Here is a 13263-nt window from a genome sequence, read left to right as displayed (position 1 = left end):
TCTCGATATGCAATCCTCACTCAGGCTTTCCAGTTACAATGTGCATGGCTTTGTAACGCGGTACGGAAAACATGATCCTTTCGAAGCACTGAGTGTTGTGAAGGATATCAGCGCTGACGTTGTGGCTTTGCAGGAAGTGTCTTCAAGTGATCGGGACAGTAAGATACTTTTGGATGAATTTGCCGACTCCAATGGCTACCGATTGATTTTCGGGCCGACATTTAGGCGCAAAACCGGCGACCATTATGGAAATGCCATATTAATTCGCTGCTCAGTAGAAGAAGTGAAGCTGCATGATATTTCCCATCCTACAAGAGAACCTCGAGGAGCGATTGAGGCCATCATTGAATATAGGAGTCAGAAATGGCAGGTGCTGGCGACACATTTGGGGCTCAGTCCTAATGAAAGGCGTCAGCAGGTCAAACGCTTACTTCAATTAATAACTTTGAGCGGGTGTTCACACACTGTTCTGATGGGTGATCTGAATGAGTGGTTTACCTGGGGACGCCCACTGCGCTGGTTGAAGTCCTATTTTCAAATTGGACATTCAAAAGCGACGTTCCCTGCTGTGTGGCCGATTTTTGCTCTTGATCGCATCTGGGTACATCCCAGCGAGAGGATATCCAAAGCGGAGGTTTTTAAGACACCGAGTAGCCTGGTCGCCTCCGATCACTTACCTATTGTGATCGAAATTGCCTGAAAGTGTCAGCTGTATAAACCTGTCAAACTGTGACAAGGGTTAATGATGGCCCAAAGCTTCCCATAGTAATGAATGCGAAACAATGACTCGCAACCCTGATGGTGGCACTTCATGTCTGGGTGGTGATCGCCAAGACAGATGGAGTTGATTGAAGGGTTCAATTAAGCTGCGGAGCGCATTTGTTTACTTTTTTCTTTCACTCGTCAGTAAAGCCTGACGCTGGCTGACTGCAACACTCAAGGGCATCTCGTCACAGCTGAGCAGACCACGACCCATTGCACAGAACTCAGTTTTTCTGCCCGACTCCGGCACTCAGGATTACCCGAAGCGCATCACCCGGGCTGATATCCATGCGCGTAACGCGCTCCTCTGGCACCACGAGCATGTATCCGCCGGCCTGGTAGCTCATTGGGAGATAGACGGCCACTTCGTTTTTTTCATCATGCCTGACAATCCACTTTTGCTGTCTCCCGCCTTCTTGGTGGGAATGCCAAAGACCTTGCCCAGGCTACCAGGAATATCGATAGAAACCATCGCGCGATCTTTTAAGCTCTTGCCCTGCGCAATCTCCAGGAAATCCTGAATTGTGGAGTAGAGAAGACCCAATCATTGCATAACTTGTTGGCCCAGGACCGCTTCGCTGTTTCCATAGCAGCATTTTCGGCGCCGTACTCAATTTTTCTGGATATCACGTAGAGTGGCTACGCTCAATCCATAAAAATCTCCGTGCGACGCTGGAAATACTACTCTGAAAGCTCCTGACCTCAACAATTTATGCAATGATTGGGGTAATTGACCAGTGGAAGTCGCTCGAGCATCTTTCCGGGCGTCGACCAGAATCGGTTAACCAGGTTAAGCCGGGTCGAATAGCCGATCAACGCTGCCAGCAGGATAAAGCCTCCTGTCGCCAGGCCTGAAAAGTATAGAGATTCGGGCAAAATTAGCAACAGAGCAGCCTTCAGCTATTATTCGATTGTAACCCCAAGCCAGATCAGAAAATGAACGGAAAGCATTATAGGCAACAATACTGATAGACCGGGCAGTAGATTCCTGATGAATTCCTTCATTGTTTCACTCCTCTTATAAATAAAAAGCCCGTGCATCCGCAATGAGTCTGTCCCCGCTTCTAATTTGCCTTCAATCGTTTGAGGTTTCGAATTGCTTCCAGCGTATCCTGGCATCTTCCCGATCCGCTTCCTGTGCAATAGTTGACTGGGCAGTATCCATAACAATTTTGGCATGGTGCTGCAGGATTTTCTGATGGGCGCTGTCGCCGGTATTGTCCAGAACCGTTTTCAATACCTCCAGAATTCTTATTAACACGGCTGCGTTGCCGGCAGCATGTTGTCTGACCTGGTTCAGGCCAGCGGATACGGCTCTCTCAAACGAAAAGGCAGGCAGGGTGACGCGCAGATAGCCTTTGTCGTCAAGCAGCCTGTCAGCAGGACAGCGGCGTCTCGCAATTAGCGAGAAAGCACTGCCAAGATGGTCGATACAGGCCATAGCTGTATAGGGGTCATTAATGCCGGGGGACAGGGCGCGCACCGCAACTTCCACCAACTGGTGAATTGCATACTCAAGGTCCTGCTCTGGCGACCGCTGATTGCCAATGACAAATGCTCGGACAAGGCGTTGCAGAACCTTGTCGTCGAGTTTTTCCAGCGCATTTACTCGTCCAAGCACCTGTCCCTGGGATACATAGGCACCGGGCCTTTCAAGAACTTCGATGACAAGATTGAACTTACAGGCCACGCTCAGCAAGGTTCCTCGCTCCAGTGCCTGAATATAGCCCCAGTCCTTGGATACAAGTTCCAGAGTGTCGCTGGAATTCCAGTTCTTCTCTGTCCCTGAGGGAACGGAGTCACTGGTCTCTCTGTCTGCCATTTCAGGCATGGATGTCTCAATCTGGGCCAGTAACGTTGTCGTTACCTCACGAATTACATTGTCTGCCTGAATGGAAACAGCAACGTGGTGGATAAAGTAAATGAGTATTCCGACATTGACCAGGGCCAGGACAACAGCGATATCGACAGCCAGCCTGGGAACGAATTCCGGTTTGTTCTGTGGCTGGATTGTGGTGAGCACACACAATGCGAAAATAAAAGTCGCAATCAGGCTGCCCAGAACAAACTGATTGCCCCTGCTGCGTATAAAGTTTTTCAGGAGTCGTGGTCCGAACTGGTTGGATGCCAGTGTCAAGGTCAGTATCGTGATGGAAAATACCGTGCCGACAATAGTAATTGTGGAGCCGGCTATCGTGGATAGAATCACCCGGGCGCCGCTGCCGCCAACCGGTTCGAAAAAATTGAGTATGAATGGAGAGGGCAGCGTGAACTGCCGATCCATATAAGTAATGATCCCGAACAAGGTGATTGCCGCCAGGGACATCAGCGAGGGAATAAGCCAGAAACTGGTGCTGAGACGCTCCCAAAGATTCCTGCTTCTCACTTTAATGGAAGATAACACGCTGAATTCTTATCCTGTAGCAGCATTGAATTAGGTGATTCGGCTTTGCCTGCCGCAGGGACGGGAGGCCAGAATTATAGTGCCGGTATATCAGTTATTGCCGGACTGCCGCCGAATTGTAGAAAGGTTATCACGAAACAGCCGATAGGAAGAATTGGCGGTATCTCCGAAGTATGCCGTTGCCGAGCTAGATGATAGGCGACCGACTACCAGCAGAGCATCTATCGGGACTTCTGGAGAACCATAAGTTTTTCATCGACAACTAGCTCCTCAAGCCCGGCGACCCTGCTAAAAACGCAGACGGCACTATTATCCCGGTAAAAAATATATCTGCCAAGCTGCATATCGGGTCTTCTCGTTTTTAAAATATGTTGCCACTCGTGCAGGTTTCTTTTCCAGAATTCGCATATGCGAAGGGTCTGCTGCGCGTGTCCTTGGTCTTGTTTTGAAGTCCGACACCAAGTTTCCCTCTGTCAGTGCTCCCGCTTCGCCAGCCTGAACTTATAATGCCTTGAGGCTCGGGGTCAATAATGAGCCGGGTCCTGCAGCACCCATCGTTCTTCGCCCGTGTTGGTTTCACCCGACATACAAATACCCGTATTCCAAAGAGTTAGCGAGATACGCATCAAAATGATGGGTTTTGACGACAGGTTCGGGGGACCGGAATCTCCGCTTCTTTTTCAGGGTGTTCTGATGATGCGGCCTCCAGGCCGGTCTGTAAAGTGGCACGACGTTTGCTCCTGCTTCTACAAGGGTCAGATCCCACTATTTAAACGACCCGGAATTAATTTTCCAATTCGAAATATGGAGGAGTGACATGAAAACACTGATTAAATCAATCTTACCGCTGGCTTTAGCTGCTGCATTTCCAGTCTTGGCGCAACAGGAAGAAATAGCCAGTTTTAAGGATGCAGACAATAATGACAACGGTGTGCTGAACGCTGACGAGGCCGCTGAAGCACTGCCTGGTGCTAACATCAACGATGCTAACGACGATGGTGTTGTCAGCAGGGGCGAAGCAGAAAACTCTATTGCCGGCCTGAATCTCACCCCGGGAAACGACGGCGATGACGCATCGGCTGTCGACGAATCTGACTACCATATTATTGTGCAGCTGTTGCAACATAACGCACAGGCCGGCAACTGATTCTGCGCCTTTGTTGCTTTCGATGCCAGGGAGGGCGCGTCGGTCCCCAGGGCTGAAAAGCCCTTTAACCCTCGCTTCGCGGGGGTTTTTTGACTCAGCAAGTTGGATGCGGCGGTATTGTCCAGCCAGTACTGCGGCTTCCGTATCACCGACCGGGCCATGTCTATCGGTGCCCTGAGCTGTTCGAGCCTGTTTTGCATTTGCTGGTAGGAAAGCGTAATGGGAAGGGTTCTGGAACGACTAACAGATCTTCTCAGATAGGATCTCTATTTCTGGCACGCGGCTTGTCCTTAACTTGGTAGCCCGGGATAGAGCGGCTTGAGTCGTTCAAAGAAGAGACATAGGATATGTTCGGCAGACTATCGTTTATTGCTAAGTACCGTTAAGGAGTCGAGTAGACCAGGTGAAAAATAAGGGGCGATGTCAACCTGACAAAATCCCATTTCATTTTGTCAGAAATTGGGCTGGTGAGAGCCGCTTGACTCGAGTGTTGAAATTTCCATCAGGGTTCTTCTGTAAATCTCCACATACTGATCACTAAACTGGATTGCAATCAGAGCATGTTTTCTGGCTGCATCGAATTGTCCAGTCTTAACCAGACTGTGCGCGAGGTTGTTGTGTGCTGGACCGAACTTTGGATGCGCGACCAACAGAGTGCGATAGCTGCTGATAGCCAGCCGGTGCAGGCCATTCCGGAGCAATAAATTACCTTGCCCCATCAGTAATTCTCTATGTGTAGGCCATTTTTCCAAGGAATGCTGGTAAGCAAAATACAAAGTGTCAAAGTCGGAGTTACTGTGTTCCAGGTCAACCAGGCTCTGGAAATACTTATCAGGCTCGGCGGTCGCAGGTAGCGTGTCCGGTGATGTAGTCGTGACGGCCCAGCGATCAGCTCGAGTCCAGGTTCGCTCAAAAATTCGCAATCGGACACGGTAATTTTCCGTAACGCCCGAGTTCAGGATAACCTGATTACTGGCGCGATCATAGCCTTTCAGTACGGCGAAATGCCATTTCGGAAGGCTCTCGAGTCCGAGGTTTTGCAGAACCAGCACCGGATTCCCGGCGCTCACCTCACGGAAGAGTACCGACAGGTGCGGTTGTAGTTGATAAGCGATTCTGCCCCTAGTTCGCGCCGTCGCTGCCATTTCAGCCTGAAAACTACCACGGCGGCCGGGTACGTATACCTGACTCACAAGATCTTCCGGCAGGACTGCCAACCCACTTGCGTTTAGGACTGTAGCCAGTGCTGCTGGTCCACACTGGTATTGTTCCTGGGGGAAGAAAGGCAATTCGTCAATCGTGGAAGAATCTGCCAATAGCTCCGGCCAATCTCTATCGAGGCTGTCGGTTTGCGGCGTAGCATGGCAGGCACAGAGCAGCCCTGCGAATAACAGGGCCGTCAGGCGATTGCGTATTTTCCGTTGCATGACTTGCTGTGACGCTTATACGACTGTCAGACATCAGGAAAGACGTCTGTTGCTCCGGCCATATCCAGCAGTAGAAAAATCACGATCAAGCCAATCGCGACACCCAGGATGCTGCCCCCGGCCGGAAGCTCATCTATTCGTTGCTGCAGTTCTCTGACTTCCTGATCCGTTAGTACGTCGACACGCTGCTTCAGATCGGTCGGATTTACGCCAAGTTGGGATAGTTGCGCCATAACATCGGTTCGAGCCAGAAGGCTATTGACCCGGTCGCGCTGCTCGGAAATCTGTGTCTGCTCTGCCAGTTGAGTGGAAGTGACGATATCAGCGGCGGCCATGGGAACGCGCACACCCGTTATGATAATGCAGGCGACAAGCATGAAAGCCGATGCGGTCTTTAGTCGCTTCTGGTTAGTAAGTTTCATAGTTAAAATCTCCTCTTTTTGTGGTTTACCTTAGCTGCGCTGAGCTGATACGGAAATGGGATCAGCTGACTCTTTAAAGTCGGTACGGTCCCGGTTTTATGTCTATCAAGAGTCGTGAAACCTAATTAATCGGAGGTTCCCTAAAATGAGTAGCGCAGGCCAATTGCATAAGTGGTCAGATCGTCATAAAAATCCGCGCCGATGCTGATTCCAAAATTCCCACCTGTTTCAACCAGGGCGTTACCAAAGATAGCCAGATCATCGCCTGTATCCAGATCTGTATAGCGGGCACCACCGCCCAGTTCAAGCCAATCCGTGATCTGTGATCGTATCCCGACGTCGGCGAAGTATCCGTCACTGCTATCGTCGTTCAGGTCTCGAATAGCATCCTCCAGGTCGTCATCACTGTTGATGTCGCTGTTTTCAGTGGCGCCAAGATTGTAATCGCCAAAATCGACATCCATGTAGGCGCCCCGGACAACCAGGTCCGTGGAAGTCGACATCGGGACATGAAAGCCACCTCCAAGCCGTAAAGTGATGACATCCTGATCGTCGGGGATCAAGAGTCCATCATCAGCAATAAATGTGTATTCCGAATCAGTTCTGGCGTAATTGCCGAAAATAAAAAAATTGCTTCCCAGGCTGATGGAGCCCTTGAATCCGTATCCATCTCCGTCCTCAAAGTCTTCGACAAAGTTGTCGAAAACATTGCCTTCACCGTTTCCATCGATGTCCTGGGCGATGTAGTCAATTTCTAAAAAGCTGTAGCTGATTTCCTCGGCCGCCTGGGCGGCAGCGGGTATCAGACTCAGTGCCAGTAAGCTGCAAAGAGCAGTTCTTCGTAATGGCATAATGCCTTTCCTTGTTAACCTCCAGGTTAACCTGTCTGGTGCGGTTGGGTGGCTGCCAGGATGTCTGACGCAACTACTTCAGGGAGCTTCTGATTAATTACCACAATGCTCTGGCCTGCAGAGGAGTTCGCTGGCAAGGCGCATGGACGCCGGCATGCGTCGGCCTGTCAAGGCAGTGCAGCGAAACCAGCGGGCTTGTCTGAAAGCCCCTTCGGGCGGGGCCTGTCGGGCGCCACTGCATCGATGTCGCGCCAGGCAGGGGAATGACCCTTCCCTGCGCACGACGTGTGACTGTAGCGCCCGACAGACTCCCGCAGAGCGTTGTGGTAATAAATGAGAGGCTCCTTGGCTTTATTTGTTGCTCCGTCCTCTTCGGAAGGAGAGGGCGCAGACACCTGTCGGCCTCTTTAAAGCTATCGATTCATGTTCTTCAGAGCGAGTGGCTGTCGCAAAGTCTTGTCGCAAAGCCTTAGCTGTTAATGTCATTTCTGGCAGTTATTCTGAGCATGTTTAAAGGAGTGCTCCTTCTGGTGCCATGAAACAAAAGGAGTGCTCCTTCTGGTGCCGTGAAACAGTAGGAGACTAAGTGGTGCTACGCCCATTTCATCGCTGGAACCATCAACCCTGCCAACTCCCGCGTACGTGGGCTTGCCCCATTTCCGTTTCGCTTTCCATTTCAGCTGCCTCCATTTTCCTTCAATGATGTCGCAGTTAAGCATTACTGAATCCTCCTTCATTTCTGGTTCAATAAGGGAAATGCCAGATTCGTGCCAGGTTGTGGCCATTTCAGATAAAGAACCTGCTGACAGAGCGTTGCTGCATAATGCAGATAGTGCCCGGGTTTGAACCTGAGCGATTCGATTTCAGAATTCGGGAATTAATTTCCGATTAGTTTGAAAGAAATTCGATGCAAACTGATTTGAGTAATTGATATGACATGGCCCTTCACTTAGGAACCCGGCCAGATTATGGAATCGCCTTGGCTTTAAGGCGAAGTCCCTGACAAGGCGCCTTGGCGCCGGTATGCGTCGGCCTGTCAAGGCGAGGCAATGAAGGCAGTGGACTAGCCTGAAAGCCCCTTCGGGCGGTGCCTGTCCGGCCCCGCTGCGGCGTTGTCGCGCCTGGCAAGGGCTGGGCCATTCCCTGCACACGACGCCTTGCAGTGACGCCCGACAGATTCCCGCAAAGCGATTCCATAATTGCTCAGAGATTCCCTAAAGAAGCATTAAAAAGCGCGCGAAGTCTCCAGCAGTTAACGGTGCGACGGAGTTGGGGAAAAGTTGGCATGCTTTTGGCTGGATGACTTAATGAAACAGCGATCTGCAATTTGCGATCGATTTCATTCTGGTTTTTCAATCGTTAAGTTAAGAAGGAGTAATTATGTTGGGCTGGGCACTTATGTTTCTTATTATCGCTATTGTGGCGGCGTTGTTCGGATTTACAGGTATTGCGGGTGCTGCTTCGGGAATTGCGCAGATTCTTTTCCTGATTTTTTTCGTGTTGCTGATTATCGCGCTGGTCGCCAAAGCAGTCCGGGGAAAGCCGCCAATCTAGGATTACCGTCCCAGGTTTCTGCGCCAGCGAGTTACAATTTGAACGTCTCGCGGTCAGCAGTGGAGGCCTATTTCCACATTTTATTTACTAATCTTAGTGATATTTGTTCTTATTACGGATGGAGTATTCTCATGAAACATTTTATGGTGGTTTTACTTGCTTCGGCTCTTTTTGCCTGTAGCGATGACAGTGGCCCGGCGGAGCAGGTGGGTCAGGATATTGACCGGGCGGCTGACGAACTGGGTGATGCTACTGAGGCAGCCTTCGATGAAGCGGAAGAGGCTACTGACGAGTTGAGTGGTGGCGGGCCGTTAGAAGAGCTGGGTCAGGAAGTGGATCAGGCCGCTAATGAACTGATGGACGCTGCCGAGGATGCAGCCGATGAGGCCGAAGAGGCGGCCGAAGACCTGGGCCGCTGACGATGATCTGATCCATAAGCAGGTAACGCAGCCTTGGAGTTGGTGCTGATATCGTTGCATCACCATTCGATTGCGATCCTTGCCGAACACAGGCGCTCTGGAAACGACAGGGACGATGCAGCGTAATGGATGGCCGGACTCAGCCTGGTGATTCCTGGCTATACCTCTCCAGTTTGTTGTAGAGCGTCTTTACGCTTATACCCAGCGACTGGGCGCAAGATCGCTTGTTACCTTCATGTTGACGTAGTGATTGCAGTATTGCCGCTTTTTCCAGTGAGGCGAGGGGCATGCCGGATGGAATTTTCAGCGCCGGAATCCTGGTCTCCACCTCTTTCATGGCCAGATGCTTCGATTCGATTGTGTGGTCAGCAAGTATGTAAGCACGCTCAACTGCATGTTTCAGTTCTCGAACATTTCCTGGCCACGTGTAGCCTTTCAGCTTGTCAATAGCGGCATCTGAAATACCAATATTAGTCCGTTCTTCGGCATTCCGGCTGGCAAGGAATTGGCTTGCCAGCCCCTCGATGTCCTCACCGCGAAGACGCAAGGGTGGGACCTCAACGGGAAATTGGGCAAGTCTGTAGAACAAATCTTCCCTGAACCTGCCCGAGTTGATGGCTTCCGTCAGGTCACTGTTGGTAGCGGCGATAATCCGCACGTCGGCGTGCTGAGCCGTTTGGCTCCCCACTTTTTTAAAATCTCCGGATTCCAACACCCTTAGCAGATGAACTTGTTGGCTCGCTGGCATTTCACCGATTTCATCCAGGAACAGGGTACCACCGCGTGCCTGTTCAAAAATTCCGGCTGTGGTCTGCAAGGCCCCGGTAAAAGAACCCTTTTTGTGCCCAAAGAGTTCGCTTTCGATCAGTTCTGATGCTATTGCGCCGCAATTCAGGGTCATCAACGGTTGATCATGTCTGTCGCTCAGTCCGTGAATCGCCCTGGCCACAAGTTCTTTACCCGTGCCGGTTTCTCCAGTGATCAGGACGCTGGCATTCGTACGTGCCACTTTTCTGATGGTTTTGAACAGTTCCATCATGGGTGGAGAGGAGCCACACAGCGGTCCCAGTTGATTCAGTGCACCCAGGAGGGTTTTTTTTTCATTGTTCTGGGCATTGCGCTTCTCAACCTCCAGCCAGATCTCCCTCAGCATGCTGACAACATAATTGATGTCAAGTGGGAGCAGCATATGAAAAATCGTACCGCACGAATGCTCCCAGCTGACAGGTATTGATGTCGTTCCTTCACTGATCATAATGAGGAATGCGTCGGCGCCCAGATATTTATCCATGATCAGTTCAATTTCACTACTGGACAGGCCGTCAATCTGGATAATTGCGAGAACCACATTCAAATTTTCAGCCGTCAGGTTCTGTAGTTCCATGGTGTCGTGTTTTCTGATTTTGTAGCCAAGCTGCTCAGCTTGGGCGTGAATCAGACTGCTGGTCGCGTGGTCATCGATGGCAAGAAGCATGTCGATTGTATTCATGTAGTGGTCCCCGGGTAAGGGCCTCCTGTTAATTCCACAGCTGAATCGCTGGTTGTAAAATTGACAATTCGAACGTAGATATTTCATAGTCTAACGGTCAGGCCGCTAGTTAGTTCCCTGCTAATCCAGGGAGCCGCTGATAAACACAAGAGAATCTCGGCGCCAGAACCTGGCCTGACCTTTGCACCCAATATCAAGGAATAGTCTGGTAAAGGGTAAGAGTGAGTCGTGACCGGGCTTGTTATACGAACACTGGCAACGGGCGCCTGCTCACTGATCCTCACTCATTTTTCTTCTCTGGCCCAGCTTCGGTCCGGGTCAGCCACACCGGTGTAAAAATACTATGGGCAGCCAATACCGTTCATGCACAGGGAATCAGAGCAAAGGCAACAACAACTACGAGTTGGACTTCCTCTGGTCGAGTGTTGAGAGTCTCTGTCGACAGAGCACTGAGGCGATTTATCAGGTGATGATGGCAATCCCCAATCATCACGTGCAGCTGAGACGCTGTCTGGGCGACCTCGCGGTGGAACGGTCGCGTTTGATAGGTACCCGGCACCGGACAATTTCTACAGAGCTGTCGAAACCCACTATTCTCAATTCGTTTATTCAGGATATTGCCAGGAACTACCAGAAACTGGGTTGCGAGGCAGTTGAGTCGCGACAAGGCATCCCGGCGCTGTCTCATCTCGTCCTTGTCGACAGGGTGACCCTGTCTTATCTGAGAAATGCCGTCAGGCGCCTGCCCCTCAACGCCGAGACTATAGGAATTGCAAGTGTCATAGCCAGTTTGCAGATGAACAATGACCGGATGAGAGACTGCTGGCGAAAGCGTACTGAATAAGTGCATCAGCAGCACGCTCAACTCGCAATCACACAACTGAGCCAGCGAAACTGATCGATCGGGGATGACGGAGCTTTGTATTTTCAATTCCCAGACACTCTGTGTGTGATTTGTTGTGCCATAGTACAGAATAAAGTAGGCGGGCCGGGCAGCTAGCCGGGGAAGTTCTGGTATCACTGCCAGGCCGGGCTGCGGGTGCTGCTGCGTCGTAATCGTGCCAGGGAAGGGTATGAACTCTTCCCGTCGCACGATACCTCACAGTAGCGTCCGGCAGACGCCCGCAGCGCATTGTGGTAATTAACCGGACAGGACACTAGTTGCCCGCAACAATGAGTTCGTTCTGTACCGCCATCACGCCTTCAGTGTTCTTGGCTATGCTTTCGGCGAGCATGCGTTCCTCAGCTGAGTCAACAGCACCGCTCAAGGTCACGACTGTATCCATGGAGTCCACGTCTATAGCCAGCCCCTTAGTTTCTGAGTTGGCCAGTAAGCGGGACTTGACTGTTGCTGTCATGGTTGCATTGCTGACCCAGCGTGACAGTGTATCAGTGGCCTTGGATAGCGAGTTTTGTGCCTGCTCGACAGGTCCCGGTTCACCTGTGACGGACAGTTCATTATTTATTTCCCCAACGCCTTCAATGCCATGGACGAGTTCAGTAGCAAGAGCTTTCTCTACATCGCTGGAAACTTCTCCGGTGAGCGTTACATTGCCCTGTTCGACGTCCGTGTCAATGGTGAACGAGTTCAGCATTGTATTCAGAGTCAGTACCGTTTCGATCTTACCCGTCAGCCAGGCGTCATGGGCTCTGCCTTCAAAATTGTCAGTCGACTGCGCGCTTGCCGAGTTGAATATCAGCAGTAATGAAAAAATTACCACCACGCATGCAACTGTTACAGCGATTGAGTTCATCAATTTACCGGCCATGTCGTGATTCTCCTCTATCGAATTTGGTTCATTCGACGTTTCAGATTTAATCTGAAACGCTTCTTTTGATTCCCTGGGTAGTGGTTGCAAAAGACGTACCGTATTTACCTTAATAAGATGAATACATTGATACTGGCTTTATTCGTATTCGCAGACAGAACTGTCCCGCAACAAGTGTTCCCAGCTTTGTCATATACAGCAATAGAGGAACCATTGGCGCTAGCTTGGCATCAGGAAAGGCCTGTATCAGTGGCATACATGACAGGAGAATTGAGTATTGAAATTATTTTCCTTATTGAAAGCTGGCTTGGGATTGCTGATGGTTCTGGAAGTCAGCAGCTGCGGTGTTTCCTGCGCATCAGTTCAGAAATGTAGCGAGCCCGAATGCAGTTGCCGGCCAGTCACCTGGTGCTGGCGGATATCGAACTCACCTGGAGTCATGGTGTCTCTTGCAAGCTACTTCTGCCGCATTAACCAGCTGGCAATTCGGGTGGGCTGGTGATAGCCGACGGCGATCAATTGTAGTAATACGGATTCAACACAGCGGACACGTCACTCTGCGAGAAAAAAAAGCCCCCGTCTAAGGGGGCAGAAGGGGATGGCCGTGTATCGCTTGGGAGGGCAGCGGTGTTGCCTGTCATCGTTACCTGAACAGCCGCTCAGTTTCAGGTAGATGGATCGTGAACTCTGGCAGTCTTCAGAGGTTCCATCATCGTCTGACGAGCAGCCTCCCTGCGTTATTGAGATTTGCCGCCGTTACTGTCAGTGGAAAAGCCCAGACCAACATTGCAATTTTCTGTTTCGGTTCGACTGGAGATTCCATTTTAGTTTGTTTCTGCTGTTGTTATCCCTGGTAGTGTGTTTCTCGCCCCGCCAGTGCAAAGCAAGCCGTCTTTTTCAAATTGACATTTGCTAAGATTGTGCCAGTTGCAACGATTGTGCCAGCGTGCCGAAAAATCGTTGATGGGCTTTATTCTATTATGGAGTCTGCGCTGTTCGCCGGTGATAATGTCGGGTTG

The 13263-nt window shown here is 50.8% G+C and carries 14 protein-coding genes; 6 read left to right on the top strand and 8 right to left on the bottom strand.

Translation table 11 applies throughout. The annotated features are described in order from the left end of the window. Nucleotides 1-7 precede the first annotated feature (7 nt). Complete coding sequence (locus R3F50_19120; protein ID MEZ5492400.1) at nucleotides 8-700, top strand: endonuclease/exonuclease/phosphatase family protein; 693 nt, start codon at nucleotides 8-10, stop codon at nucleotides 698-700. A 286-nt stretch (nucleotides 701-986) separates the two neighbouring features. Here R3F50_19120 and R3F50_19115 read toward each other — a convergent pair whose 3' ends face one another. The 3 genes from R3F50_19115 to R3F50_19105 form a co-directional block, all read right to left on the bottom strand. Further along, nucleotides 987-1109, bottom strand: a complete 123-nt coding sequence (locus R3F50_19115; protein ID MEZ5492399.1) for a hypothetical protein — start codon at nucleotides 1107-1109, stop codon at nucleotides 987-989. Beyond that, entirely contained in the window at nucleotides 1106-1306 is a 201-nt protein-coding gene (locus R3F50_19110) for a hypothetical protein (protein ID MEZ5492398.1), read from the bottom strand. The genes R3F50_19115 and R3F50_19110 overlap by 4 nt, the downstream gene beginning before the upstream one ends. A gap of 531 nt (nucleotides 1307-1837) precedes the next feature. Further along, nucleotides 1838-3166, bottom strand: a complete 1329-nt coding sequence (locus R3F50_19105; GenBank protein MEZ5492397.1) for a DUF2254 domain-containing protein — start codon at nucleotides 3164-3166, stop codon at nucleotides 1838-1840. 817 nt (nucleotides 3167-3983) lie between these two features. On the opposite strand from R3F50_19105, the gene R3F50_19100 reads away from it, so the two are divergent. After that, nucleotides 3984-4313: a hypothetical protein gene (locus tag R3F50_19100; protein ID MEZ5492396.1), complete on the top strand. Its 330-nt coding sequence runs from the start codon at nucleotides 3984-3986 to the stop codon at nucleotides 4311-4313. Between the two features lie 452 nt (nucleotides 4314-4765). On the opposite strand, the gene R3F50_19095 is transcribed toward R3F50_19100, so the two are convergent. The 3 genes from R3F50_19095 to R3F50_19085 form a co-directional block, all read right to left on the bottom strand. Continuing rightward, the gene (locus R3F50_19095; GenBank protein ID MEZ5492395.1) at nucleotides 4766-5740 is read right to left on the bottom strand and encodes a PA2778 family cysteine peptidase; all 975 of its coding nucleotides are present in this window, start codon (nucleotides 5738-5740) and stop codon (nucleotides 4766-4768) included. A 26-nt stretch (nucleotides 5741-5766) separates the two neighbouring features. Then, on the bottom strand, nucleotides 5767-6162 hold the full coding sequence (locus R3F50_19090; protein ID MEZ5492394.1) for a PA2779 family protein: 396 nt from the start codon (nucleotides 6160-6162) through the stop codon (nucleotides 5767-5769). A gap of 140 nt (nucleotides 6163-6302) precedes the next feature. Beyond that, complete coding sequence (locus R3F50_19085; GenBank protein MEZ5492393.1) at nucleotides 6303-7013, bottom strand: outer membrane beta-barrel protein; 711 nt, start codon at nucleotides 7011-7013, stop codon at nucleotides 6303-6305. 1380 nt (nucleotides 7014-8393) lie between these two features. Here R3F50_19085 and R3F50_19080 point away from each other — a divergent pair. Together R3F50_19080 and R3F50_19075 are read left to right on the top strand one after the other, a co-directional pair. Continuing rightward, the gene (locus R3F50_19080) at nucleotides 8394-8567 is read left to right on the top strand and encodes a DUF1328 domain-containing protein (protein MEZ5492392.1); all 174 of its coding nucleotides are present in this window, start codon (nucleotides 8394-8396) and stop codon (nucleotides 8565-8567) included. Between the two features lie 131 nt (nucleotides 8568-8698). Continuing rightward, entirely contained in the window at nucleotides 8699-8986 is a 288-nt protein-coding gene (locus tag R3F50_19075) for a hypothetical protein (protein MEZ5492391.1), read from the top strand. 139 nt (nucleotides 8987-9125) lie between these two features. Here R3F50_19075 and R3F50_19070 read toward each other — a convergent pair whose 3' ends face one another. Beyond that, a complete protein-coding gene (locus R3F50_19070; protein ID MEZ5492390.1) occupies nucleotides 9126-10475 on the bottom strand; it encodes a sigma-54 dependent transcriptional regulator in 1350 nt (449 codons plus the stop codon). A 343-nt stretch (nucleotides 10476-10818) separates the two neighbouring features. Here R3F50_19070 and R3F50_19065 point away from each other — a divergent pair, with 343 nt between their 5' ends. Further along, the gene (locus tag R3F50_19065; GenBank protein MEZ5492389.1) at nucleotides 10819-11319 is read left to right on the top strand and encodes a hypothetical protein; all 501 of its coding nucleotides are present in this window, start codon (nucleotides 10819-10821) and stop codon (nucleotides 11317-11319) included. A 313-nt stretch (nucleotides 11320-11632) separates the two neighbouring features. On the opposite strand, the gene R3F50_19060 is transcribed toward R3F50_19065, so the two are convergent. After that, nucleotides 11633-12334: a BON domain-containing protein gene (locus tag R3F50_19060; protein MEZ5492388.1), complete on the bottom strand. Its 702-nt coding sequence runs from the start codon at nucleotides 12332-12334 to the stop codon at nucleotides 11633-11635. Nucleotides 12335-12361: 27 nt separating this feature from the next. Between R3F50_19060 and R3F50_19055 the strand changes: the two genes are divergently transcribed. Then, complete coding sequence (locus tag R3F50_19055) at nucleotides 12362-12619, top strand: hypothetical protein (protein MEZ5492387.1); 258 nt, start codon at nucleotides 12362-12364, stop codon at nucleotides 12617-12619. The last annotated feature ends 644 nt before the right edge of the window (nucleotides 12620-13263 follow it).

The organism is Gammaproteobacteria bacterium (genome assembly GCA_041395725.1).
GTDB lineage: Bacteria > Pseudomonadota > Gammaproteobacteria > Pseudomonadales > Pseudohongiellaceae > NORP240.
Note: the sequence above shows the minus strand (reverse complement) of the source record. Positions and strands in the feature narration are given on the sequence as shown.